Annotated in this window: 20 protein-coding genes; 16 read left to right on the top strand and 4 right to left on the bottom strand. The window is 71.1% G+C overall.

The features are described from left to right. Positions 1-2: 2 nt before the first annotated feature. Complete coding sequence (locus EV382_RS18440; RefSeq protein WP_130403581.1) at positions 3-1,208, bottom strand: low temperature requirement protein A; 1,206 nt, start codon at positions 1,206-1,208, stop codon at positions 3-5. 135 nt (positions 1,209-1,343) lie between these two features. Here EV382_RS18440 and dnaG point away from each other — a divergent pair, with 135 nt between their 5' ends. Continuing rightward, complete coding sequence (gene dnaG, locus EV382_RS18435; protein WP_130403579.1) at positions 1,344-3,224, top strand: DNA primase; 1,881 nt, start codon at positions 1,344-1,346, stop codon at positions 3,222-3,224. Then, positions 3,225-3,761 carry a hypothetical protein gene (locus EV382_RS18430; RefSeq protein ID WP_130403577.1) on the top strand — a complete coding sequence of 179 codons (537 nt, stop codon included), beginning with the start codon at positions 3,225-3,227 and terminating at the stop codon, positions 3,759-3,761. It abuts the gene before it with no gap. A 9-nt stretch (positions 3,762-3,770) separates the two neighbouring features. Here the strand turns inward: EV382_RS18430 and EV382_RS18425 are convergent, their stop codons facing one another. Together EV382_RS18425 and EV382_RS18420 are read right to left on the bottom strand one after the other, a co-directional pair. Then, a complete protein-coding gene (locus EV382_RS18425; protein WP_130403575.1) occupies positions 3,771-4,790 on the bottom strand; it encodes a TAXI family TRAP transporter solute-binding subunit in 1,020 nt (339 codons plus the stop codon). Beyond that, complete coding sequence (locus EV382_RS18420; protein WP_130403573.1) at positions 4,787-7,072, bottom strand: TRAP transporter permease; 2,286 nt, start codon at positions 7,070-7,072, stop codon at positions 4,787-4,789. Before EV382_RS18420 ends, EV382_RS18425 begins: the two co-directional genes overlap by 4 nt. A 143-nt stretch (positions 7,073-7,215) precedes the next feature. On the opposite strand from EV382_RS18420, the gene EV382_RS18415 reads away from it, so the two are divergent. Next, on the top strand, positions 7,216-8,148 hold the full coding sequence (locus EV382_RS18415) for an ABC transporter ATP-binding protein (RefSeq protein ID WP_130403571.1): 933 nt from the start codon (positions 7,216-7,218) through the stop codon (positions 8,146-8,148). 148 nt (positions 8,149-8,296) lie between these two features. Here the strand turns inward: EV382_RS18415 and EV382_RS18410 are convergent, their stop codons facing one another. After that, on the bottom strand, positions 8,297-8,533 hold the full coding sequence (locus tag EV382_RS18410) for a flavin reductase (protein WP_130403569.1): 237 nt from the start codon (positions 8,531-8,533) through the stop codon (positions 8,297-8,299). 237 nt (positions 8,534-8,770) lie between these two features. Here EV382_RS18410 and EV382_RS18405 point away from each other — a divergent pair, with 237 nt between their 5' ends. The 13 genes from EV382_RS18405 to EV382_RS18345 all read left to right on the top strand — a co-directional run bounded on the left by EV382_RS18405 (position 8,771) and on the right by EV382_RS18345 (position 23,004). Next, positions 8,771-9,574 (top strand): helix-turn-helix domain-containing protein, encoded by an 804-nt coding sequence (locus EV382_RS18405; RefSeq protein WP_244236749.1) that lies wholly within the window; start codon positions 8,771-8,773, stop codon positions 9,572-9,574. Next, complete coding sequence (locus EV382_RS18400; protein ID WP_130403567.1) at positions 9,565-9,756, top strand: DUF397 domain-containing protein; 192 nt, start codon at positions 9,565-9,567, stop codon at positions 9,754-9,756. The genes EV382_RS18405 and EV382_RS18400 overlap by 10 nt, the downstream gene beginning before the upstream one ends. 255 nt (positions 9,757-10,011) lie before the next feature. Next, positions 10,012-10,800, top strand: a complete 789-nt coding sequence (locus EV382_RS18395) for an ABC transporter permease (RefSeq protein ID WP_130403565.1) — start codon at positions 10,012-10,014, stop codon at positions 10,798-10,800. 9 nt (positions 10,801-10,809) lie between these two features. Continuing rightward, complete coding sequence (locus EV382_RS18390; RefSeq protein WP_130403563.1) at positions 10,810-11,619, top strand: ABC transporter permease; 810 nt, start codon at positions 10,810-10,812, stop codon at positions 11,617-11,619. A gap of 64 nt (positions 11,620-11,683) precedes the next feature. Beyond that, on the top strand, positions 11,684-12,709 hold the full coding sequence (locus tag EV382_RS18385) for a YihY/virulence factor BrkB family protein (RefSeq protein ID WP_130403561.1): 1,026 nt from the start codon (positions 11,684-11,686) through the stop codon (positions 12,707-12,709). 319 nt (positions 12,710-13,028) lie between these two features. Next, on the top strand, positions 13,029-14,207 hold the full coding sequence (locus EV382_RS18380; RefSeq protein ID WP_130403559.1) for an ROK family protein: 1,179 nt from the start codon (positions 13,029-13,031) through the stop codon (positions 14,205-14,207). A gap of 133 nt (positions 14,208-14,340) precedes the next feature. Then, the gene (locus tag EV382_RS18375) at positions 14,341-15,849 is read left to right on the top strand and encodes a sugar ABC transporter ATP-binding protein (RefSeq protein WP_208758634.1); all 1,509 of its coding nucleotides are present in this window, start codon (positions 14,341-14,343) and stop codon (positions 15,847-15,849) included. Then, a complete protein-coding gene (locus EV382_RS18370; RefSeq protein ID WP_130403557.1) occupies positions 15,846-16,973 on the top strand; it encodes an ABC transporter permease in 1,128 nt (375 codons plus the stop codon). Before EV382_RS18375 ends, EV382_RS18370 begins: the two co-directional genes overlap by 4 nt. Before the next feature lie 97 nt (positions 16,974-17,070). Further along, positions 17,071-18,123, top strand: a complete 1,053-nt coding sequence (locus tag EV382_RS18365; RefSeq protein WP_130403555.1) for a substrate-binding domain-containing protein — start codon at positions 17,071-17,073, stop codon at positions 18,121-18,123. A gap of 54 nt (positions 18,124-18,177) precedes the next feature. Then, positions 18,178-19,353 carry a Gfo/Idh/MocA family protein gene (locus tag EV382_RS18360; RefSeq protein ID WP_425271993.1) on the top strand — a complete coding sequence of 392 codons (1,176 nt, stop codon included), beginning with the start codon at positions 18,178-18,180 and terminating at the stop codon, positions 19,351-19,353. 525 nt (positions 19,354-19,878) lie between these two features. Next, positions 19,879-21,045: an inositol-3-phosphate synthase gene (locus EV382_RS18355; RefSeq protein WP_130403551.1), complete on the top strand. Its 1,167-nt coding sequence runs from the start codon at positions 19,879-19,881 to the stop codon at positions 21,043-21,045. Beyond that, a complete protein-coding gene (locus tag EV382_RS18350; RefSeq protein ID WP_130403549.1) occupies positions 21,029-21,988 on the top strand; it encodes an SCO3242 family prenyltransferase in 960 nt (319 codons plus the stop codon). The genes EV382_RS18355 and EV382_RS18350 overlap by 17 nt, the downstream gene beginning before the upstream one ends. Then, positions 21,985-23,004, top strand: a complete 1,020-nt coding sequence (locus EV382_RS18345) for a sugar phosphate isomerase/epimerase family protein (protein WP_244236748.1) — start codon at positions 21,985-21,987, stop codon at positions 23,002-23,004. The genes EV382_RS18350 and EV382_RS18345 overlap by 4 nt, the downstream gene beginning before the upstream one ends. Positions 23,005-23,036 lie beyond the last annotated feature (32 nt).

The raw sequence follows: 23,036 nt of genomic DNA, 5'->3' as shown, positions 1-23,036 counted from the left end.
GGTCATCCCTCGGGCGTACGCATCTCCTCGCCGGCCCGGGCGAGGCGTCGGCTGAGCAGTACGGCGTAGACGACGACCGCCAGGGAGAGCAGCGACAGCATCAACCTCGGCTCGTGCACCGTCGTGGTGATCAGGCAGACCGCGGTCACCCCGTAGGCGGCTATCGCCAGCCGGGCGGTGGTCGGTCGGGTCCACAGCCAGTAGAGGGCGAGCCCGCAGACCGTCCACACCACCATCGACGCGCCCAGCAACAGCCGCAGCTCCAGCGGCAGCCGGTCCGCGTTGTCGTCGACCAGCCGGACCACCTGCCCGAGCGCCCAGCCGAGCAGCAACAGCGCACCGCCGAGCGGAATGTGCAGGTAGCTGTACGCCTGTCCGCCGCGCAGCCGGCTCTGCGTCAGCCGGGTGGTGACGAAGGTGGTGTAGACCCACCAGACCGCTGCCGGGATCAGGAAGGCCAACCCGGCGGTGAGGATCATGTGCGGTGGGGGGTGGTCCGGCACCGCGAAGAGCAGGCTGGCCAGCGCGCTGCCCAGCACGATGATGGTGAACTGCCCGATCCGTTCCGGCAGGTGCCGGTTGTCCACCGGAAAGCGGTTGAGCCAGCGCACCCCGACCCAGGGCGTGGCCAGCTCGATCACCATCGCGACGATCCACAGGACCGGGCGCATCCTGGTGGGCACGGCCAGCGACACCAGCCAGAGCGCCCAACCCGACCCGAACCCGATCAGGTAGACCGTCGTCACCAGCCGGGCCATCGGGCCGGTCGGACGGGCCCGCAGGTACAGCAGGAGCAGCACACCCCGCACGATCAGGTACCCGACCGGCAGGAGCACGCTCTCCGGAACCTCGTCGACCCCGAGCGTCATCGCGCCCGCGCCGACCAACGCGACAAGCACCAGCAGCCGGTGCAGCGCGTCGTCCGGGTCGAACCGGGTGTCGTAGTAGACCTGCCCCATCCAGGCCCACTGGACCACCACGAAGAGCCCGATCACCGCCAGCACGGCCGGCGGCGACGGGTCCGGCCGCTCGCCCAGCCGGTTCACCACGGCCGCCAGCGCGTACACGAAGATGAGGTCGAGGAAGAGTTCCAGCCAGGTGGCGTGGCGGTGGCCGGCCTCGTCCGCCGCCGGGGTCTGTGCGGGTAGCCCGACCCGGCCGGCCAACCAGGTCGGCAGGCGGAGGGTTGGGGTCCGTACCCGGCGCATCTGGTCATGGTCCCCGCGCGTGCCCGGCCCGCGGGCCGGAACCGCCCAGCCGGCAGCGGTGGTCGCCACACCGGCGTCCCCCGGCCGGCGTGTCGTCGGTCCGGCAGGGCAGGATGTACGGCGAGGGGGTGGCGCATGGCTGGGCGGATCCGAGACGAGGACATCGCACTGGTCCGGGAACGCACCTCGATCGGGGATGTGATCTCCGAGACGGTCACCCTGAAGTCCGCCGGTGGCGGCAACCTCAAGGGTCTGTGCCCGTTCCACGACGAGAAGAGCCCGTCGTTCAACGTCTCTCCGGCCCGTAATGTCTGGTACTGCTTCGGCTGCGGGGCCGGCGGTGACGCGATCAAGTTCCTGATGGACGCCGACCACCTGAGCTTCGTGGAGTCCGTCGAGCGGCTGGCCGGTCGGGCCGGCATCCAGCTGCGCTACATCGAGGACGACCGGGGCACTCCGCGCCCCCGCCCGCAGCAGGGTCAGCGGCAGCGCCTGGTCGCCGCGCACGCCGCCGCCGTCGAGTTCTACCGCGCGCAACTGAGCACCGCCGGTGCCCGACCGGCCCGGGAGTTCCTCGCCCGACGGGGCTTCGACCGGGCCGCCGCCGAGCGTTACGGCTGTGGGTTCGCGCCGGAGGGTTGGGACCTGCTCACCAAGCACCTGCGCCAGCAGGGCTTCACCCACCAGGAGTTGGTCACGGCCGGGCTGTCCCGGGAGGCCCGCTCCGGTTCGTTGATCGACCGGTTCCGCCGCCGGCTGCTCTGGCCGATCCGCGACCTCGCGGGCGACGTGATCGGCTTCGGTGCCCGCAAACTCTTCGACGATGACGACGGCCCGAAGTACCTGAACACCCCCGAGACGCCGATCTACAAGAAGTCGCACGTGCTCTACGGCATCGACCAGGCCAAACGGGAGATCGCCAAGCAGGGCCGGGCGGTGATCGTCGAGGGTTACACCGACGTGATGGCCTGCCACCTCGCCGGGGTGACCACGGCGGTGGCGACCTGCGGCACCGCCTTCGCCGCGGACCACATCTCGGTGCTGCGTCGGCTCCTGTTCGACAGTGACGAGGTGGCCGGCGAGATCATCTTCACCTTCGACGGTGACGCCGCCGGGCAGAAGGCCGCGCTGCGCGCCTTCGAAGATGATCAGCGTTTCGTCGGCCGCACGTTCATCGCGGTCAGCCCGGACAGCATGGACCCGTGTGATCTGCGGCTGGCCAAGGGCGACCTGGCGGTGCGCGACCTGGTCGCGCGCCGCGAGCCGCTTGTCGACTTCGCGCTGCGCCACGTGATCGGCCGCTTCGACCTGGACACCGTCGACGGCCGGGTCGAGGCGATGCGGCAGGCCGCGCCGCTGGTCGCGCGCCTCAAAGACCGGGAAAAGCGTCCAGAGTACGTCCGCAAGCTCGCCATGGACCTCGGGATGGAGATCGAGCCGGTGCAGCGGGCGGTGCTCGCCGCCGCCAACACCGGGCCGCCCGGCACCCGCGAGGCCACCCCCGCCACCCGGCCCACCTCGGCCCGCCCGGAGCCCGCCGTGGACAGCCCGCAGTCGATGGTCGAGCGGGAGGCGCTGAAGCTCGCCCTCCAGCAACCGGTCCTGGCCGGGCCGATGTTCGACGCGGTCGAGGCGACGGAGTACCGCCACCCCGTGCACGTGGCGGTGCGGACGGCCATCGCGGCGGCCGGCGGTGCCGCGTCGGCGACCGGCGGCGCGGTCTGGATCGAATCGGTCCGCGACGCCTGCGACGACCTGGCGTCCGCGGCGCTGGTCGGTGAGTTGGCCGTCGAACCACTGCGGATCGACGGCGAACCGGACCCGCGCTACGTGTCGATCACCATGGCCCGGGTGCAGTTCGGGTCGGTGACCGCCCGCGTCCGGGACCTCAAGTCCCGCATCCAGCGCATCAACCCGGTCAACAACAAGGACGAGTACTTCGCCGCCTTCGGTGAGCTGCTCTCGTTGGAGCAGCACGCCCGGGCGCTGCGCGAGCAGGCTGCGGGAGGCCTCTAGATGGGACTGTTCAGCCGTAAGCCGAAGCTGCCGCCGGCCGACCGGCCGCCGCTGAGCGCCGACGAGCGGGTGCTGGCCTGGGCCGCCGCCGGCAACGGCGAGGGCGACGGTGTGGTGGTCGCCAGCAACCTCGGGTTGTGGCTGCCCGGTCGAGGGCACCGGCTCGGCTGGCACACCATCCTCAAGGCGGTCTGGTCCGGCCGCGAGCTGACCGTCACCCCCGCCGAGCCCGTCGTCGAACGCGACGGCTACACGGTGGTCGCCGACGGTCCGGCCGAGACGTACCTGCTGCTCGACCCGGGAGACCTGCCGCACCAGGTGCGGGCCCGGGTGACCCGCTCGGTCGCGTACACCGAGCACCAGCCGGTGCCCGGCGGCGCGGCGCGGGTCGCGGCCCGGCGGGTGGCCGGGGTCGACGGTCTGACCTGGACGGTCCGACTGGACCCCGGCACTCCGGCGGACGACGAGGCACTGCTCGCCGAGACCGACCGGCTGGTCGGGGTGGCCCGCGCCGCCACCGCGCCGGCCGACGGCTGACCGATCCGGTCAGTTCGCGCCGAGGTCGGTCAGCGCCTTCTCGGCGCCACGGTGCAGCGGCACCGGCAGGGTCCGGCGGGCTTTCTCCAGCGAGATCCCCTTGGCCGCCGGGTTGGCCTGGGCCAGGGCGTCGCGCTTGTCGAAGACCGTCCGGGTGATCGCGCAGGCGACATTGGCGTCCAGGTCCTTGCGGACCAACAGCACATTGGGCACGACGATGGTCGGGGTGTCGGACGCCGTCCGGTACACGTCCCGCCCGATCGTGCCTTCCTGGTAGCCGGGGCTCAGCGCGGCCATCTTCGGCAGCAGTGGCGCGAGGTCGACGAACGTCACCGAGTCGCCGGCGGTGGTGAACAGGTCGGTGAGGCCCCCGGTGGGCAGACCACCGGACCAGAAGAAGCCGTCCACGCTGCCGTCCTTGATCCCCTCGACCGTCTTGGTCAGGTCCAGTCGCTGCGCCCGGATGTCCTTGGCCGGGTCGAGACCGGCGGCCTCCAACAGCCGGTTGGCGATCACCTCCGTGCCGGACTTCGGTGAGCCGGTGGAGATCCGCTTGCCCCGCATGTCGGCCACCGAGGTGATCTTGGAGTCGTTGCGGACCACCACCTGGGTGTAGTTGTCGTAGATGCGGGCGAGCGCCTGCACCGGCTGCGGGGCGGTGAAGCTGCCCTTGCCCTCGACCGCGTTGACCGCCGTGTCGAACAGTGAGAACGCCACGTCGTACTGGCCACCGACCAGCTGCTCGACGTTCTGCACCGAGGCGCCGGTCTCGGCGGCGGTGCCGCTGAGCTTGCCGCCGGTCGCCCCGGACAACTGCCCGGCCAGGGCGTTGCCGACCACGTAGTAGACACCTGTCGCGTTGCCGGTGGCGATGCCGACGCGGGTCTCCTTCGTCACCTCGCAGGTGACCTCACTGGCCGCGTCGTCCTTCGCCGCGCCGCCCTGCTGACCTCCGCAACCAGCGGCACCGACCGCGACGAGGGCGAGCACGCTCAGGCCCGCGACGAGCCGTACGTCGATTCGTCTCACAGTTGTTCCTCCACACGATTGGCTGGTGATCCGGACATTGGCCGGCTGGCGCGGCGGATGAACACACCCGCCGCCGCGACGGCGGCCAGCACCGCGCCGACCGTGACCGGCACGGGTTCGAGCCAGAGCAGGGTGACGCCGGCGAGGGCGCCCAGCACGCGTTCCGGGGTGCCGGCCGGGCCCACACCGGGCAGCCAGCCACCGGCGGCGACGGCGAGCACCGCCACGCTGAGCGCGGTGACCACGGCGGCGAACGCGATCCGGGGCACGCCGCCGATGCCGAGCAGACCGAGCCCGGCCGGCGTGATGACGAACGCGACCGGAATCAGGTACGCCGGCAGCGCGTACCGCAGGGTCTGCCACATGGTCGGCACCAGCCGGCCGCCGGTGACCGCGGCGGCGGCCACCGCGGCGAGCGCGGTCGGTGGGGACACCTCGGACAGCACCGCGAAGTAGAAGACGAACATCGCCGCCGCCGGTGCGGTGACGCCCAGATCGAGCAGGGCCGGACCGACGATCACCCAACCGATCACGAACGACGCGGTGACCGGCACCGCCAGGCCCAGCAGGCTCAGCGCGACGGCGGCGAGCAACGCGGTGAGCACCAGCACCAGCGTCGGATCCGAGGTGACCGCCTGCGCCCCACCGATCAGCAGCGCCGCCGCCTGCGGCCCGAGACCGGTCTTCGTGGTGGTCGCCGTGATGATGCCGGCGGCGGCGCAGACCGCAGTGACGGCGAGGACGCCGCGTACGCCGGTGACGAGCGCGGTCATCAACCGGCCCGGGGTGAGCCGGTACGCGCGGTCGTTCCTGGGGGCCAGGAAGGACAGCGCGACGGTGAGCACAATGGCGAACACGACCGCCCTCGTCGCCGACATGCCCACCGCGAGGAACACGATGATGGCGATCAGCGAGGCGAAGTGGTAGCCGAACCGGGCCAGCAGACGCCAGGGCGAGCCGACGTCGATCACCACGGGCCGCACGCCGGACCGGCGGGCGTCGATCTCCACGGAGAGCAGGATGCCGAGGTAGTAGAGCACCGTCGGCACCGTTGCCCAGCCCAGCACCTGGAGGTACGAGACGCCCAGGTACTCGGCGATGATGAACGCCGCCGCGCCCAGGGTCGGCGGGGAGAGGATCGCGCCCACGCCCGCTGCGGCCAGCATGCCGCCGGCCCGCTCGGGCGGGTAGCCGGCGCGGCGCAGCAGCGGCCAGGTGACCGCGCCGATGCTCACCGTCGTCGCCGCGCCGGAACCGGAGACGGTGCCGAGCAGGAAGCCGGAGGCCACCGCCGTCCGGCCGGCGGCGGTCCGCGACCGGCGGAACGCCGCGGCCGACAGGTCGACGAAGAACCGCCCGGCCCCGGACAGCTCCAGCACCGCGCCGTAGATGGTGAACAGCACGATGTACGAGGCGGCCACGTCGAGCGGCGTGCCGTAGAACCCGCTGTCGGAGTTGTAGAACGCGTCCACCAGTTGACTGAAGTCGAGCCCGGCGTGCGCCACCGGCCACGACTGCGGCAGTAACCCGCCGTAGTAGCCGTAGCCGAGGAACAGCAGGCAGACCGCCGGCAGGATCCACCCGGTGGTACGCCGACAGGCTTCGAGTAGCAGGAGCAGCAGGACGGTGCCCAGCGCCAGATCCGTCGGTGCCAGCAGACCCTGCCGGTCGAGGAACGCGTTGTAACCGCCGCCACCGCTGCCGATCCCGATCGGCAGGACGGGGTAGAGGCAGGCCACGACCGCCAGGGCGACCAGGACCCAGTCCGTCACGGTGGGTCGCGTCGACGCTGTTGTGGCTGGGGTGTTTTCGGCGCTCGTGCCGCGTTGTCGGCGCGTGCGGAACCGGGCCGGTAGCCGCAGGTCGGCCGGGTAGGCGAGGAAGACCAGCGGGAGTACGCCGGCCAGAAAGATGATCAGGTAGTACTTGCTGCCCTGCGACAGGGGACGGAACACCTGCCACAGGGCGAGAGCGCCGACCGCCAGCGCCACCGTGCTGAGGAGCAGGGCGGTCGGCCCGGACAGCACCCGGCCCGGCTTCTCGTCCTCGAACTGCGCGGCCAGGTCCCGCGTGGCGCGCTCGGCGACGTCAGGCCCGCTCGGGTCGGGTCTGCTCGCGGGGGTGGTGGGGTTGGGTGAGGGGGCGTCGGCGGGTTCCGCTGGCGCTGCCTCCGATCGCGGTCGGGGTGGCCCACCGCCGGGGCTCGCCGCGGTCTCGTCGGCGGGAGAGTTGGCTGGTCGGGCAGGTGGAGACGAACCATCGGGCTTGCTGATGGGCGACACGAGGGGACGATACACGTCGATCGGCTGACGGGTGGGGCATCGATCGGCGTTTCGCCGTCGGCGGTACGGACACCGGGGTGACCGGCCGCCGCGAGCGGTTATTTGCGTGGAGGGCTGTCGGACCTGGCGGTTAGTGTCGGGCGGTGACTTCGGGGCGACCACTGATTCAGGCTCGCGGGCTGGTGAAGCGGTTCGGCGAGTTCACCGCCGTGGACGGCATCGATGTCGAGGTGCGCTCGGGTGAGGCGTTCGGCTTCCTCGGGCCCAACGGCGCGGGCAAGTCGTCCACCATGCGGATGGTCGGCTGCATCTCCCCACCCAGTGGTGGCGAACTGCGCATCCTCGACATGGATCCGGTCCGCGACGGGCCGGCGATCCGCGCGCGCCTGGGTGTGTGCCCGCAACTGGACAATCTCGACCCGGAGCTGACCGTCCGGGAAAACCTGACCGTCTACGCCCGCTACTTCGGCATCTCCCGCCGGGCGGCCCGGGAGCGCGCCGCCGAGCTGCTCGACTTCGTCCAGCTCACCGAGCGCGCCGACAGCAAGGTCGAGCCGCTCTCCGGTGGCATGAAGCGTCGATTGACCATCGCCCGCGCGCTGGTCAACGATCCGGAGATCGTGCTGCTCGACGAGCCGACCACCGGGCTCGACCCGCAGGCCCGGCACCTGGTGTGGGAGCGGCTGTTCCGGCTCAAGCAGCAGGGCGTCACGCTGGTGCTCACCACCCACTACATGGACGAGGCCGAGCAGCTCTGTGACCGGCTGGTGGTGATGGACGGCGGTCGGATCGTCGCGGAGGGCTCGCCCCGGGCGTTGATCGAGCAGCACTCGACCCGTGAGGTGGTCGAGCTGCGCTTCGCCGCCGAGTCGCAGGAGCCGTTCGCCGGCAAGCTCGACGGGCTGGGGGAGCGGGTCGAGGTGCTGCCCGACCGGGTCCTGCTCTACGTTCCCGATGGCGACACGGCGGTCGCCGAGGTCGCCGCGCTGGGGCTCCAGCCGGCGAACGTGCTGGTCCGGCGCAGCGGCCTGGAGGACGTCTTCCTGCACCTGACCGGCCGCACCCTGGTCGACTGACCGCGCCGCGGAGTGCCGGTGGCGACTCGACCGCGACATTACCGGCGTATCGACCTCCGATTCGCGAAGATCCACTCGGCTTCCTGGAAGTCGGGGTGACGCGGCGCCGCGGACAGCCCGATTTCCTGAAACCCGAGTGGATCACCGCTCAGCGGGCTCTGGCCCAGGTGAGGAACCGGTCGCACAGCCGGTGGTGGTCGACCTGGCCGGCGAGATCCCCGGCCGCCTCGTGGTGCACCGTGGCGAGGTAGACGAGCAGGCTGATCCGGTCCTCGCGGTACTCGCCGAGCAGCGCCAGGCGGGCCGGCGAGCAGGGCCACGCCGCGCCGCAGACCCGGCAGCGCCAGGACGGGCGGGCCGCCACATGCGGGCGGTAGCGGGGCATCGGAGTCTCCCATGCTCATCAGCCGGCGGGGCGGGGCGTGTGGACTGGGTGGGAGCGCCCCGGATCGGGGGTCACGGGGCGATCCCGGCCTGGTTCCGCCCGCCGTCCGATCCCGTGAGCGGTTCCGCTGCGTGACAGTCTGCTGATGATCCGACTACGGTGGGAGGTTCCGCACGCCGACGACCAGCGCGTACGCCGATCGGCCCGGCACGGTACGGGAATGTACGGAGGGTGTCCGTGGAGAGTTCGTCCATGCTGGAGCACTTCGCCGAGGAGTTGCGGCTGGCTCGGGCCGCCACCGGGATGTCGCAGACGGCGCTGGCCGAGGCGTTGAGCTACTCCGGTGCGCTGGTCGCCAAGGTGGAGACGTCCGAGCGCCGGCCGAGCCTCGACTTCGCCCGTCGGTGTGACGCCGTGTTCGCCGCCGACGGACGGTTCGAACGCATCCAGCGGCGGATCAGCCGCGAGGCCGTGGTGCCGTGGTTCCGCGACTGGGCCGGCATCGAGCAGGAGACCACAGCACTGCGCTCGTTCGAGCCGCTCTACGTGCCGGGCCTGGTGCAGACCGAGGGTTACGCCCGCGCCATCCTGGCCGGTGCCGGGCTCTTCGCGGCGGACGAGGTCGAGCAGCAGGTGACCGCCCGGTTGGACCGGCAGCACGTGCTCACCCGGGACCGGCCGCCGCTGCTCAGCCTGGTCGTTGACGAGTACGCGCTGCGCCGCCATGTCGGCGGGCCGGACGTGATGCGCGAGCAGTTGCGTCACCTGGTGAAGCTCGGCTCGGCCCTGCCCCGGGTCCGAATCCAGGTCGTGCCGCTGTCAGCCGGTGCGTACGCTGGGCTCGATGGTCCCTTTGTGATCGCCACCACCGCCACCGGTGAGGATGTCGTCTACCTGGACGGGCAACGCCACGGTCAGGTGATCGACCGGTCCGACTACGTGCGGCAGATGGTCGAGGTGTGGGAGTCGATCCGTGGTGAGGCACTATCGCAGCAGCAGTCCCTCGACCTGATCGCGGAAGTGGCGGAGACATGGAGCTGACCGGCGCCCGGTGGCGCAAGAGCACCCGCAGCAACGGCAGCGGCGGCAACTGTGTGGAGGTTGCCGACAACCTTCCTGGTGTGGTCGCCGTTCGCGACTCCAAGGACCCGGGCGGCCCCGTGCTGGTCTTCCCGCCCGACGCGTGGCGGGCGTTCGTCGGTTCCGACTCGGTCCGCCGGTAGCTGGCTGCCACACCGCTTCGATCCGCTCGTTGATCCACTCGGCTTTCAGGAAAACGGGGGATCAGGGCGGCTCTGACACCGCGACTTCCTGCAAGCCGAGTCGATCAAGCAGAGTTGATCAACGAGCGGGCCTGGGGTGGCGCGCGGCGAAACCCGGGCGACACGTCGGCGGGGTCGTCGTAGGGTGACCGGCGGTCTGTCGTACCCCGGGGGTAGACAGGTCGTGGTGGACGGCGCGGTGGGCGGGGTGGTCGGGTGAGTGTGACGGGGTCGGCTCGGTTCCCCTGGGTGCCGGCGTACGCGGTGTTCGAGCACTACCTGGTGGGTCTGCGACGCACCTGGCGGGCCGGGGTGTTCTCCTCGTTCCTGTTGCCGGTGCTGACCGTCGTCGGCTTCGGGCTGGGCGTCGGGGCGTACATCGACCAGGGCGTCGGCGGGGTGCGTTACCTCGACTGGCTGGTCCCCGGGCTGATCGCCTCGACCGCGCTCCAGGTGACCGTCGGTGACTCCACCTGGCCGGTGTTCAGCAACTTCCAGTGGGTCAAGACCTACTTCGCGCAGGGCGCGTCGCCGCTGCGGGTGGCTGACATCGTGGCCGGGCACCTGGCCTTCGTGCTGTTCCGGGTGCTCACCACGATCGCGGCGTTCCTGCTGGTCACCGGGTTGTTCGGGGCGCTGCGGTCGCCGTGGGCGGTGGCCACCCTCCCGGTGGTGGCGTTGCTCGGGCTGGCCGTCGCCGCGCCGACCTTCGCGTACGCCGCGTCGGTGTCGAGCGACAGTTGGCTGGCGATGCTGTTCCGGTTCGCGATCATTCCGATGACGCTCTTCGCCGGGGTGTTCTTTCCGGTCGAGTCGCTGCCCGACGCGTTGCGGTGGCTGGCGTACGTGACGCCGTTGTGGCACGCCGTGGACCTGTGCCGCGCGGCCACGCTCGGCGTCGCCCCACAGTGGTCGATCGCCGGGCACCTGCTCTACCTGGCCGCCTGGGCGGTGGCCGGCTGGTTGCTCGCGCTGCGCGCGTTCCGCCGCAAGCTCATCGTCTAGGGAGCCCTCGTGGTCACGCTGATCCTGCCCCGGCTGGTCGACGTCTCCGCCGCGTCCCGGCGGTCGGCGTCGGTGGTCGGGCGCAACGTCGCGGCGCTGAAGTCGGTCTACTGGCTGCTGCTGCTCTCCGGCTTCGTGGAGCCGCTGCTCTACCTGCTCTCCATCGGGGTGGGCGTGGGCGCGCTCGTCGGTGACCTGCCGCTGCCCGACGGGCGGCTCGTCTCGTACGCCGAGTTCGTGGCCCCGGCGATGCTCGCCTCCTCGGCGATGACCGGGGCGCTCGCGGAGACCACCTTCAACTTCTTCGGCAAGATGAAGTACATGAAGCTGTACGACGGGATGATCGCCACCCCGGTACGGCCGTTCGAGATCGCCGTGGGCGAGTTGGGTTGGGCGATGCTGCGGGGCAGCGCCTACTCGGCGGCATTCCTCGGGGTGATGGTCGCCCTGGATCTGACCAGCGTGTCCCGTGCGCTGACCGCCCTCCCGGCCGCCGTGCTGGTCGGGTTCGCGTTCGGGGCGCTCGGCATGGCGATCTCCACCCTCATGCGCAGCTGGCAGGATTTCGACCTGATGGGCTCCGCGCAGTTCACGCTCTTCCTCTTCTCCGGCACGTTCGTGCCCGCGCAGGCCTATCCGACGGTGCTGCACTGGCTCGTCGAGGTCACCCCGCTGTACCGCTCGGTGCACCTGATCCGCGGGGTCACGCTGGGCAGTGGCGGCTGGCTCTGGCTGCTCGACGTGCTCTACCTGCTGGCGATGGTGGCGATCGGCCTGCTGGTGGCTTCTCGCCGAATGGCCAGGTTGCTCTACAAGTAGGGGTTATCCGCACCCGTCGACGGGGCATGACCGGAGGTGACACCGCCGACCAGGAGGAGGGGCGATGGCCTCGGACGAGTCTTCCGCCCATCGTGAGCGTGAGCGTGACCCCGCCACCACGCCGGTTGGGCCCGACGCGGGCCCGGACAGCCCCACCGACCTGCCCGGCAGTGGCTGGAAGGCGGCGTTCCGCCGGACGATCACCGAATTCCAGGACGACAGCCTGACCGACTGGGCGGCGGCACTGACCTACTACGGGGTGCTGTCCATCTTCCCGGGTGTGCTGGTGCTGATCTCCCTGCTCGGCCTGCTCGGCGAGAGCGCCACCCAGGGCGTCACCGACACGGTCAACCAGGCGGTGCCGGACGGCAGCATCCGGCAGATCATCACCGATGCGATCGAGGCCGCGGGCCGCAACGGTGGCCTCGCCAGCCTCGCCGCGATCATCGGTCTGGTGGCGGCGTTCTGGTCGGCCTCCGGTTACATCGGCGCGTTCATGCGCGCCTCCAACACCATCTATGACGTGCCGGAGGGGCGGCCGATCTGGAAGACGCTGCCGATCCGGCTCGGCGTGACAGCGGTGATCGGGGTGCTGTTGCTGGCGAGCGCGGTGATCGTGGTCTTCACCGGCCGCCTCGCCGAATCGGTGGGTGACGTGATCGGGCTCGGCTCGACGGCGGTCGCGGTGTGGGACGTCGCCAAGTGGCCGGTGCTGCTGATCCTGGTCAGCCTGATGTTCGCGATCCTCTACTGGGCCTCGCCGAACGCGCGGCACGGCGGCTTCCGCTGGGTCAGCCCCGGTGGCGTGCTGGCCGTGGTGATCTGGCTGGTGATCTCCGGTCTGTTCGCGTTCTACGTGAGCAACTTCGGGTCGTACGACAAGACGTACGGGACGCTGGCCGGGGTGATCATTTTCTTGGTCTGGCTCTGGCTCAGCAACATCGCGATCCTGCTGGGGGCGGAGTTCGACGCGGAGTTGGAGCGTGGCCGCGCGATCTCGGCCGGCCACGCGGTGGACGACGAGCCGTACGTCGAGCTGCGCGACGACCGCAAGCTCCGCAAGAAGCGCAACTCCGCCGCCCGCCGCTGACGGCTCAGCGCCAACCGCCGGGCCGCTGACGGCTCAGCGCCAACCGCCGGGCCCACCCCGGCTCAGCGCCAATCGCCCCGCCACCGAGGATCGGCTGGCGGGGCGTTTTTTCGTGATGGTCGATGGAACTGCAGGCGAGGGGTCACGGGCACTCCGTGATCCTTTACTTGATCGACTAGTAGCTTTTGTTCTTTCGGACAAAAGTTGGTCTCGGAACGGTTGAAGCTCTGGACAGGCGGCGTGGCGCGCTCCTACTGTGTCGGACACAACACATCGGCGTTGCGTCGATGTGAACGCTGCCAATGAAGAGGGGGCTTCAGTGCGGACTGTCGACCCCCTGCACGTGCGACTGTTGCGGTTGCTCCGTGACGAGGGCGCCGTGTCCCGGGCCGAGCTGGGCGACCGACTCCAGATGCCGCGCCCGCGCATGCTCGCCGAGCTGGATCGGTTGGTGGCGTTGGGTTACGTCGCCGAGGCGGGCCTCGCCGCGTCCCGGGGTGGGCGTCGCTCGACGCTGGTCGAGCTGAACCCGAATCTCCGCTTCGCCGCCGTCGACCTCGGTGCCAGCTCGATGGATGTCGAGGTGGTCAACGGCCGCCTCGAACCGGTGGCCCACTACGCCGAGGCGGCCGACATCCGCAACGGTCCGAAGGTGACCCTGCAACGGGTCAACGAGCTGCTGCACAAGGCCCGGGTCGACGGCGCGTACGAGCGACTGGACGCGGTCGGCATCGGCGTACCCGGTCCGGTCAGCTTCCGCGACGGCGTTCCGGTCTCACCACCGATCATGCCGGGCTGGGACCGGTTCCCGGTGCGCGAGCTGCTCAGCCGGGAGCACGGCTGCCCGGCGGTGGTCGACAACGACGTCAACATCATGGCGATCGGGGAGCGGCACGGTGGTGTCGCGCACTCGGTGGACGACTTCCTCTTCGTGAAGATCGGCACCGGCATCGGGTGCGGCATCTACCTCACCGGCGAGGTCTACCGGGGCACCGACGGCTGCGCCGGCGACATCGGCCACATCCAGGTCGACGCGCACGGCCCGATGTGCTCCTGCGGCAACGTCGGCTGCCTGGAGGCGCTGTTCAGCGGTGCCGCGCTGGCCAAGGACGCCGCGGCCGCCGCCCGCAGCGGGTCATCGCCGGCGCTGGCCGAGCGGCTGGCGCTGCGCGGTGTGGTGACCGCGCTGGACGTCGCCGAGGGCGCGGTCGAGGGCGACGTGACCTGCATCCAGTTGATCCGGGACGGTGGACGGCGGGTCGGCGGGGTGCTCGCCGGCCTGGTCAGCTTCACCAACCCGTCGATGATCGTGATCGGCGGCGGCCTGGCCCAACTGGGCCACATCCTGCTCGCCGAGATCCGCAGTGTGGTCTACCGCCGGTCCCTGCCGCTGGCCACCGGCAACCTTCCCGTCGTCCTGTCCGAGCTGGGCGGCCGTGCCGGAGTCACCGGCGCGGCGGTGCTCGCGAGCGACGTCGCCTTCGGGGAAGCCGCATGAATCTGTTCGAGGTTCCGTCGTGAGCGAGGAGGAGACTGTGGCCCTGCCCGAGGATGACCCCGCCACCGCGTCGGCCGAGGCCGTCGCCGAGGCGCCGCTGGTCGAGGCTCCCGCCGACACCGTCGCGGGCGAGGTGGTCCTGCGCCTCACCGATGTGGTCAAGACCTTCCCCGGCGTACGCGCGCTCGACGGCGTGCAGCTGGAGGTGCGTGCCGGCGAGGTGCACTGCCTGCTCGGGCAGAACGGCGCCGGAAAGTCGACCCTCATCAAGGTGCTCGCCGGGGTGCACCAACCGGATTCGGGGCTGGTGGAGTGGCGTGGTGAGCCGGCGACGTTCACCAATCCGCAGGCCGCCATGAAGGCCGGCATCGCCACGATCTACCAGGAGCTCGACCTCGTCGAGGACCTGTCGGTGGCGGAGAACGCCTTCCTCGGGCACGAGTACCGCAGCTTCGGGTTCGTCCGGCGCGGCCGGATGGCCCGGCACACCCGGCAGATCCTCAGCCGGCTCGGCCACGGTGAGATTCCGCCGGGACGGATGGTCCGGTCACTGCCTGCGGCGGGCAAGCAGATCGTCAGCATGGCGCGGGCGCTGTCGCACGAGGCGCGTCTGATCATCATGGACGAGCCGAGCGCGGTGCTGGCCCACGACGAGGTCGGCAACCTGTTCCGGATCATCCGGGAGCTGACCGCGCAGGGCATCGCCGTCATCTACATCTCCCACCGCATGGAGGAGATCCGCGAAATCGGCGACCGGGTCACCGTACTCAAGGACGGCCGGACCACGGCGGCGAACCTGCCGGCGCGCGACACCCCGACCCGCGACCTGGTGAGCCGGATGACCGGCCGCACCATCGAGTACGTCTTCCCGGACCGGCCGACCGACGACACCGCGGGTGCCGACCTGCTCCAGGTGGAGGGGTTGACCCGCGAGGGCGAGTTCGCCGACGTCTCGCTGAACGTGCGGGCCGGGGAGATCGTGGGCATCGCGGGGCTGGTCGGCTCCGGTCGCTCCGAGTTGCTGGAGACGATCTACGGTGCCCGCCTCGCGGCGGCCGGCACGGTGCGGATGGGCGGGAAGGTTCTGCGTCCCGGCGTCGGCGCGGCGGTTCGCGCCGGCATGGGGATGGCCCCGGAGGAGCGCAAGAGTCAGGCGTTGCTGCTCGGTGAGCCGATCTACCGCAACGTCACGCTGGCCACCTTCGGCCGGTACGCGCGGCTCGGTTTCACCAACGCCGGCAAGGAACGCGCCGAGGCGGACCGGATCGCCGAGACCCTGGAGCTGCGGCCCCGGGACGTCGACCGGCCGGTACGCACGCTCTCCGGTGGCAACCAGCAGAAGGTGGTGGTCGGGCGGTGGCTGCTCGGCGGCACCAAGTTGCTGCTTCTCGACGAGCCGACCCGGGGTGTGGACGTGGGCGCCCGGGCTGAGCTCTACCAGGTCATCCGGACGTTGGCCGCCCAGGGCGTGGGGGTGCTGTTGGTCTCCAGCGAGGTGCCCGAGGTGCTGGGTCTGGCCGACCGGGTGCTGGTGATGCGGGAAGGGCGGGTCGTCCGCGAAGCAGCGGCCGGCGAACTCGATGAGAACACTGTGCTTGACCTCGTGATGGCGGGGTCCTTGATGGAAGGCGCACCGGCATGAGCGACGCGACTCCCACACCCACCGCGACACCGGAGCGCCCGCAGCTTCCGGCGCAGTCGCCGCCGGTGGATCCGGCGGAGACGGCGGTGGCCAGCGATAAAGCAGCATCCGCGGGCAAGCTCTCCTGGTGGCGGGGTGACGGTGGCGACGGGGCCAAGCGCAACCTCGGTCTGATCGGGGTGCTGGCCGCGCTCATCGTGGTCGGCGCGGTCACCAAGCCCGACCTGTACGGCGACCCGAACTGGGTCTGGAACAACGTCCTGGCCATCCTTCAGCTGGCCTCGGTCGTCGGTGTGGTCACGGTGGGGATGACCTTCGTGATCATCGGTGGTGGGATCGACCTGTCGGTCGGCGCGATCGTCGCGCTGGCCGGGGTCTGGTGCACCACGGTGGCCACCCAGAGCTACGGCGCCGGCGGCATGATCTTCACCGCTCTCGTGGTCGGCATCTGCGTCGGCCTCGTCAACGGTGTGCTCATCTCGTACGGGCGGCTGGTTCCCTTCATCGCCACGCTCGCGATGCTGGTGGCCGCGCGTGGCCTGGCGGCATCGATCTCCAACAAGCAGACCCAGGTGTCGAGCAGCACGTTCATCAACGACATCGCGGCGCGCAAGGTGATCGGGATCCCGATCCTCGTCTACATCCTCGGCGCGGTCGTGCTGGCCGGTTGGGTCGTGCTCAACCGCACCACCTTCGGGCGGCGGACCATCGCCGTCGGCGGTAACCCGGAGGCGGCCCGGCTGGCCGGCATCAACGTCCGGCGGCACACCATGCTGCTCTACGCGCTCTCCGGTCTCTGCTGCGGTATCGCCGCCATCATGCTCACCTCGCAGGCGACCTCGGCGCAGGCGGCGATGGCCAACCTGTACGAGTTGGACGCGATCGCGGCGGCGATCATCGGTGGGACGTTGCTCAGCGGCGGTCGGGGCACCATCGTCGGCTCGCTGCTCGGCGTCATCATCTTCGCCACGATCACGAACCTCTTCGCCATCAACGGCCTCTCCATCGAGGCACAGAACATGGTCAAGGGCGGCATCATCGTCGCCGCCGTCCTGATCCAGCAGTTCAAGTTCAAGTCAGTCACTCGGCTCCTCGCGCGGAACAGGGTCACCACCGCAACCTGACGCACCGCACCGTTGTCCTGGCGACGTCGAAACTTTCGACAGTGGCCGGGCCTCGCACACCCTCACTACCTCATATCCCGCTCCCAGGAGGTCGTTCATGACCCAGCACAGTCGCGACCTGTCGCGCCGCCGGTTGCTCTTCGGTGGAGCCGCAGTAGGCGCTGCCACCCTTCTGACCGCCTGCACCAGCAACGAGACCCCGGCCGCAAGCACCCAGACCAAGGCCGCCGGGAACAGCGAAGGCAACAACGCCCCGGGCAAGAAGGTCGTCATCGGTTTCTCCGCCCCGGCCGCCGACCACGGCTGGATGGGCGCGATCCACGCCAACGCCAAGGCCCAGGCCGCGGCCTACTCGGACGTGGAGTTCAAGGAGGTCGACGGTGGGTCGAACTCGGAGGCCCAGCGGTCCACGCTCGGCACGCTGATCGCCCAGAAGCCCGACATCATCGTCGTGCTGCCGCACGACGGCAAGGAGGTCAACGCCGTTGCCCTCCAGGCGATGCAGGCGGGCATCCCGATCGTGAACCTGGACCGTGCCTTCCCCGACGCGCTGGCCTCGCGGCTGGTCATCAAGGGCGACAACTACGGCATGGGCGTCTCGGCCGGGCACTTCATCGGCAAGATGCTCAAGGACAAGGGTGTCGCCAACCCGGTCATCGGTGAGATCGCCGGTCTGGAGATCCCGCTGACCGTCGAGCGCAGCGAGGGCTTCAAGGCCGCCCTCGCGACCTACGGGTTCAAGGTGACCAACCGTCGCTCCGCCGAGTTCACCTCGGACAGCGGCCAGCGCGAGGCGTCGCAGCTGCTCCAGGCGCTGCCGAAGATCGACGCTGTCTGGAACCACGACGACGACCAGGGCATCGGTGTGCTCGCCGCCATCAAGCAGGCCAACCGGTCGGAGTTCTTCATGGTCGGCGGCGCGGGTTCCAAGCTCGCGATCGACGCGATCAAGGCCGACAACACCGTGCTGAAGGCCACCGTCACCTACAACCCGTCGATGGCCTCGTCGGCGGTCTCGCTCGCGCGGCTCATCGCGCAGGGCCGGGGCATGGGCGACCTGACGGAGCTGCAGGTTCCGAAGGAAGTGACCCTGGCCTCGGAGACGATCACCAAGGAGAACGCGAGCAGCTACGACAAGCTCGGGTTCTGACATATCGGGGGGAGACCCACCTTGTCCACGACAGACAGAGAACTGCGGGTCGGCATGGTCGGCTACGCGTTCATGGGCGCCGCGCACTCACAGGCGTGGCGCACCGTGAACCGCGTGTACGACCTGCCGGCGCGGGCCCGGATGGCGTTGATCTGCGGCCGAGACACAGCGAAGGTGGCCGACGCCGCCGACCGGCTCGGCTGGGACGCGTACACCACCGACTGGCGTGACCTGATCAACCGGGACGACATCGACGTCGTCGACATCTGCACCCCGGGCGACAGTCACGCCGAGATCGCTCTCGCCGCGTTGGCCGCAGGCAAGCACGTCCTGTGCGAGAAGCCGTTGGCCAACACGGTGGAGGAGGCACGGGCGATGACCGCCGCGGCGGATGTCGCCCGGGCCGCCGGAGTGCGGTCGATGTGCGGGTTCAACTACCGCCGGGTCCCCGCGGTCACGATGATGCGCCAGTTGGTCGCCGATGGACGACTCGGGGTGATTCGACACGTCCGTGCGACGTACCTGCAGGACTGGATCGTGGATCCGCAGTTCCCGCTGGTCTGGCGGTTGCAGAAGGACAGGGCGGGCTCCGGCGCGCTCGGTGACATCGGCGCGCACATCATCGACCTGACCCAGTTCGTCACGGGCCAGCGGATCAGTGGCGTGAGCGCGGTCACCGAGACCTTCGTCAAGGAGCGGCCGTTGCCGGCCGAGTCGAGTGGCCTGGCGGCCACGGCGGACGGCGGCACGGCACCGACCGGGCAGGTCACCGTCGACGACGCCGCGGTCTTCGTGGCGCGGCTCGACGGTGGCGCCCTGGCCACGTACGAGGCGAGCCGGTTCGCGACCGGCCGGAAGAACGCGCTGCGTGTCGAGATCAACGGCTCGCTGGGCAGCGTGGTCTTCGACCTGGAGCGCCTCAACGAGCTGGAGTTCTACGACGCCACCCGGCCCACCACGGAGCAGGGCTTCAGCCGCATCCTGGTGACCGAGGGCGAGCACCCGTACATGTCGGCGTGGTGGCCTCCGGGCCACATCATCGGCTACGAGCACTCGTTCACGCACGAGATGCGCGACTTCATCGAGGCGGTCGCCACCGACGTCGACCCGACTCCCTCCTTCTCCGACGCGTTGCAGGTCCAGCTGGTGCTGGACGCGGTGGCCCGTTCGGCGGAGCTCGGCTCGTCCTGGGCCGAGGTGGCACCGACGCTGACCCCGGCGTCCGTCTGACCTTTGACCATCCGCGATGGCGGTGCTCGCACCGCCATCGCCCGACCAGCTTTCCGACGCCGACCGGCGAGGAACCAGCCACGGATTGCGCCCCGTGGCCGGGACAGAGGTCGGCGTCGGGGAGCGTGCAGCCGGGCCGTAGGGCCCGGTGGCGCACGAGCAGGACGGTCGTCCGGTGCGACCGGACCGGGATTCCCCGGCCGCACCGGAGGACCGCCACCATCGGTGACGATCCAGAGGATTTGATGACACCGGTCGGGGCATGCCAACGCCCCGACCGGCCGGATGCGGGGGAGGCAGGGTCGAGACGCCGACCCGACCCTGCCTACCAGCCCCGTCTGCTCGCACCTGCCGGGATCCGGTCCGGCGTCGTCGCCGCCGACGCCGACGTCGGAAGCCGGTGCTGTTCCAGTGCGGGTCGGGCGGACGGGGCCCATCCATCCGGGGCGTATCTTTCCGAAACATATTCTGATATTCCTATATTTAGCGGTACCGACGGTTCCTCGTGAACGGGGAAGGAGCACCATGCGAACAGGTGTCTGGCTGGTAGGAGCGCGCGGTTCCGTCGCGACCACCAGCATCGTCGGAGGGCTCGCGCTGCGAGCCGGCCTGGCCGGGCCCACCGGCTGCGTCACCGAACTTCCCGAACTGCGCGGCCCGGCCCTGCCGGGCTTCGCCGATCTGGTCTTCGGCGGACACGACCTGGCCACCACCCCGCTGTGCAAGCGCGCCGAGGCCCTCGCAGACGCCGGTGTCGTCCCCTGGCGGCTGGTCGCCGCGCTCCGCGACGAGCTGGGCGTGGTCGAGCAGGAACTGCGCACCGCACCGGCCGACGGCACCCAGGCCGACCGGGCCGCCGCCGTGGTCCGCGATCTCACCGACTTCCGCGAGCGGCACGAACTGGACCGGGTCGTGGTGGTCAACGTCTCCGCCACCGAGCCGGCCCCGCAACCGCACCCCGGGCACGCCGATCCGGCGGCGCTGCGCGCTGCCCTCGACGGGCCGGACGAGGTGCTGCCGGTCAGCTCCCTCTACGCGTACGCGGCGGTGCTCGCCGGCTGCCCGTACATCGACTTCACCCCGTCCACCGGGCTGCGGCTGCCGGCGCTGGCCGCGCTGGCCGAGGAGGCCCGACTGCCGTACGCCGGGCACGACGGCAAGACGGGGGAGACCCTGGTCAAGTCGGTGCTCGCGCCGATGTTCGCGATGCGCAACCTGGCCGTGGGCTCCTGGTCCGGGGTGAACCTGCTCGGTGGTGGCGACGGCGCCACCCTCGCCGACCCGGCCGCAAACGCGGCGAAGGTGCAGAGCAAACAGCGGGTGCTCGGCGAGACGCTGGGCTACGTCCCGCAGGGCGGCACCCGCATCGAGTACGTCGAGGAGCTGGGCGACTTCAAGACCGCCTGGGATCTGATCACCTTCAGCGGTTTCCTCGGCACCGGCATGCGGATGGAGTTCACCTGGCACGGCTGCGACTCCGCGCTGGCCGCTCCGCTGGTGCTCGACCTGGCCCGACTCACCGCCGCCGCGCACGCCGCCGGGCAGGTGGGGCCGCTGGTCGACCTGGGCTTCTTCTTCAAGGACCCGCTGGGCTCGCCCACCCATTCGCTGGGCGAGCAGTGGGCCCGGCTGACCACCTTCGCCCGGCAGCTGCACGACGGCGCGGACGGTGCCCATGGCCACGCTGGCTGACCTCGCCGAGCTGGTTCGGGCGCCGGCCGCGCTCTCGGTACCCGGTGACGTGATCGCCGGGGCCGCGGCGGCCGGCGCGTTGAGCCCGCGTACCCCTGCCCTGGCCGGCGCGTCGGTGCTGCTCTACTGGGCCGGCATGGCCGCCAACGACTGGTCCGACCGGCACCTGGACGCCGAGGAACGGCCCGAGCGGCCGATCCCGAGCGGGCGGGTCACCCCGGCCGCCGCGGTCGGTCTCGCGGCGGGCCTCACGGCCGCCGGCGTGGGCCTGGCCGCCGCCGTGGGCGGTCGCCGCGCCGCCGCGCTCGCCGTGCCGTTGGCCGCCACCATCTGGGGGTACGACCTGCTGGCCAAGAACACCGCCGCCGGCCCGGCCGTGATGGCCGCCTGCCGCGGGCTGGACGTGCTGCTCGGCGCGTCCGGCGGCCGGCTGACCCGGGCGTTGCCGGCGGCGGCGACCGTCGCCGCGCACACCTGGACGGTCACCGCCTTGTCCCGCCGGGAGGTCACCGGCGCGGACGCCAGCCTGCCGATGCGCACCCTCGCCGGCACCGCGGCGGTCGCGGCCAGTGCCGCCGTCGCCGTTCCGAGGGCCCGACGCGCGGCCGACCGGACGGTGCACCACACCGGCCCCGCCGACCCGGCTGCGGCGGTCGACGGGGCCGGTGTGCGCGCCGGTCGTACCCGGTCGGCCAGGATCGCGGCCGTGCTGCCCGCCGTGTTGGCCGGCTGGTACGCGGCCCGCTACGGCGCGGCCCAGGTCGAGGTGGTCCGCGATCCGTCGGCAGGGCGGGTCCGCGCCGCTGTCGGCGCCGGGATCACCGGCCTGCCCGCCCTACAGGGTGCGCTGACCGCGCGGGGTGGGGCCGGCCTGCTCGGGGTGGCCGTCGCGGCGGCCGCACCGCTGGGTCGACGGCTGGCCCGGAAGGTCTCCCCGACATGAGCGTGCCCGAGCCCCGGTCCGGCGCGCCGGTCGCCGACGCCACGACGCTGCGCCTCGGGTACGGCACCAACGGCTTCGCCAACCACCGTCTCGACGACGCGCTCGCCGTCATCGCCGATCTGGGCTACGACGGGGTGGCGCTCACCCTGGACCACGACCACCTGGATCCGTTCGCGCCCGGGCTCACCCGCCGGGTCGCCGCGGTCGGTCGACGGTTGGAGTCACTGGGGCTGTCGGTGGTCATCGAGACCGGGGCCCGCTACCTGCTCGACCCGTGGCAGAAGCACGCACCGACGTTGCTGCACGACGACCCGACCCGGCGGGTCGAGTTCCTGCGCCGGGCCGTGCGGATCGGCGCCGACCTGGGCGCGGAAGCCGTGTCGTTCTGGGCCGGCGTCCGACCCGAGGCGGTGTCACCGCAGTGCGCCTGGGACCGGCTGGTGGCCGGCTGCGCCACCGTGGTCGACGCGGCCGACAACGCCGGTGTCACCCTGGGCTTCGAGCCGGAGCCGGGCATGCTGGTGCAGGACATCGCGGACTGGCGTCGACTGCACGCGGCGCTCGACAACCCGGCCCGCTTCGGTATCACCCTCGACATCGGCCACTGCCGGTGCCTGGAGCCCTGGCCGGTGCCGCAGTGCGTGGCCGAGGTGGCCGACCACCTGGTCAACGTGCAGATCGACGACATGCGCCGGGGCGTGCACGAGCACCTGGAGTTCGGCGTCGGCGAGATCGACTTCCCTCCGGTGCTGGCCGCGCTGCGCGACGCCGGTTACCGCGGCCTGGTCGCCGTCGAGCTGCCCCGCGACTCGCACGCCGCGCCCGCTGTGGCCGCGCGGTCGATCGAGTTCCTGCGTGCCGCCGCAGCGACGGCCACCAATGACCACCCTGCCAACACCCTTTGCTCTGCACCCGCCGAGGCGACACCTGCCGAGGCGACGCCCGCCGAGGCGAGACCCGCCGAGGCGACGCCCGCCGTTGCGACACCCGCGACAGAGGCCCCGGCGCATATATAGGTGCAGAGCAAAGGGTGGCGGGGCGCGCCTGG

The sequence above is a fragment of the Micromonospora violae genome (assembly GCF_004217135.1).
Taxonomy (GTDB): Bacteria; Actinomycetota; Actinomycetes; order Mycobacteriales; family Micromonosporaceae; genus Micromonospora; species Micromonospora violae.
Note: the sequence above shows the minus strand (reverse complement) of the source record. Positions and strands in the feature narration are given on the sequence as shown.

Coding starts and splice junctions, on each gene's coding strand:
- EV382_RS18345 (WP_244236748.1), top strand. CDS start 21,985: ATGAGCGTGCCCGAGCCCCGGTCCGGCGCGCCGGTCGCCGACGCCACG.
- EV382_RS18400 (WP_130403567.1), top strand. CDS start 9,565: ATGGAGCTGACCGGCGCCCGGTGGCGCAAGAGCACCCGCAGCAACGGC.
- EV382_RS18365 (WP_130403555.1), top strand. CDS start 17,071: ATGACCCAGCACAGTCGCGACCTGTCGCGCCGCCGGTTGCTCTTCGGT.
- EV382_RS18370 (WP_130403557.1), top strand. CDS start 15,846: ATGAGCGACGCGACTCCCACACCCACCGCGACACCGGAGCGCCCGCAG.
- EV382_RS18350 (WP_130403549.1), top strand. CDS start 21,029: ATGGCCACGCTGGCTGACCTCGCCGAGCTGGTTCGGGCGCCGGCCGCG.
- dnaG (WP_130403579.1), top strand. CDS start 1,344: ATGGCTGGGCGGATCCGAGACGAGGACATCGCACTGGTCCGGGAACGC.
- EV382_RS18385 (WP_130403561.1), top strand. CDS start 11,684: ATGGCCTCGGACGAGTCTTCCGCCCATCGTGAGCGTGAGCGTGACCCC.
- EV382_RS18360 (WP_425271993.1), top strand. CDS start 18,178: ATGGTCGGCTACGCGTTCATGGGCGCCGCGCACTCACAGGCGTGGCGC.
- EV382_RS18410 (WP_130403569.1), bottom strand. CDS start 8,533: ATGCCCCGCTACCGCCCGCATGTGGCGGCCCGCCCGTCCTGGCGCTGC.
- EV382_RS18430 (WP_130403577.1), top strand. CDS start 3,225: ATGGGACTGTTCAGCCGTAAGCCGAAGCTGCCGCCGGCCGACCGGCCG.
- EV382_RS18355 (WP_130403551.1), top strand. CDS start 19,879: ATGCGAACAGGTGTCTGGCTGGTAGGAGCGCGCGGTTCCGTCGCGACC.
- EV382_RS18440 (WP_130403581.1), bottom strand. CDS start 1,208: ATGCGCCGGGTACGGACCCCAACCCTCCGCCTGCCGACCTGGTTGGCC.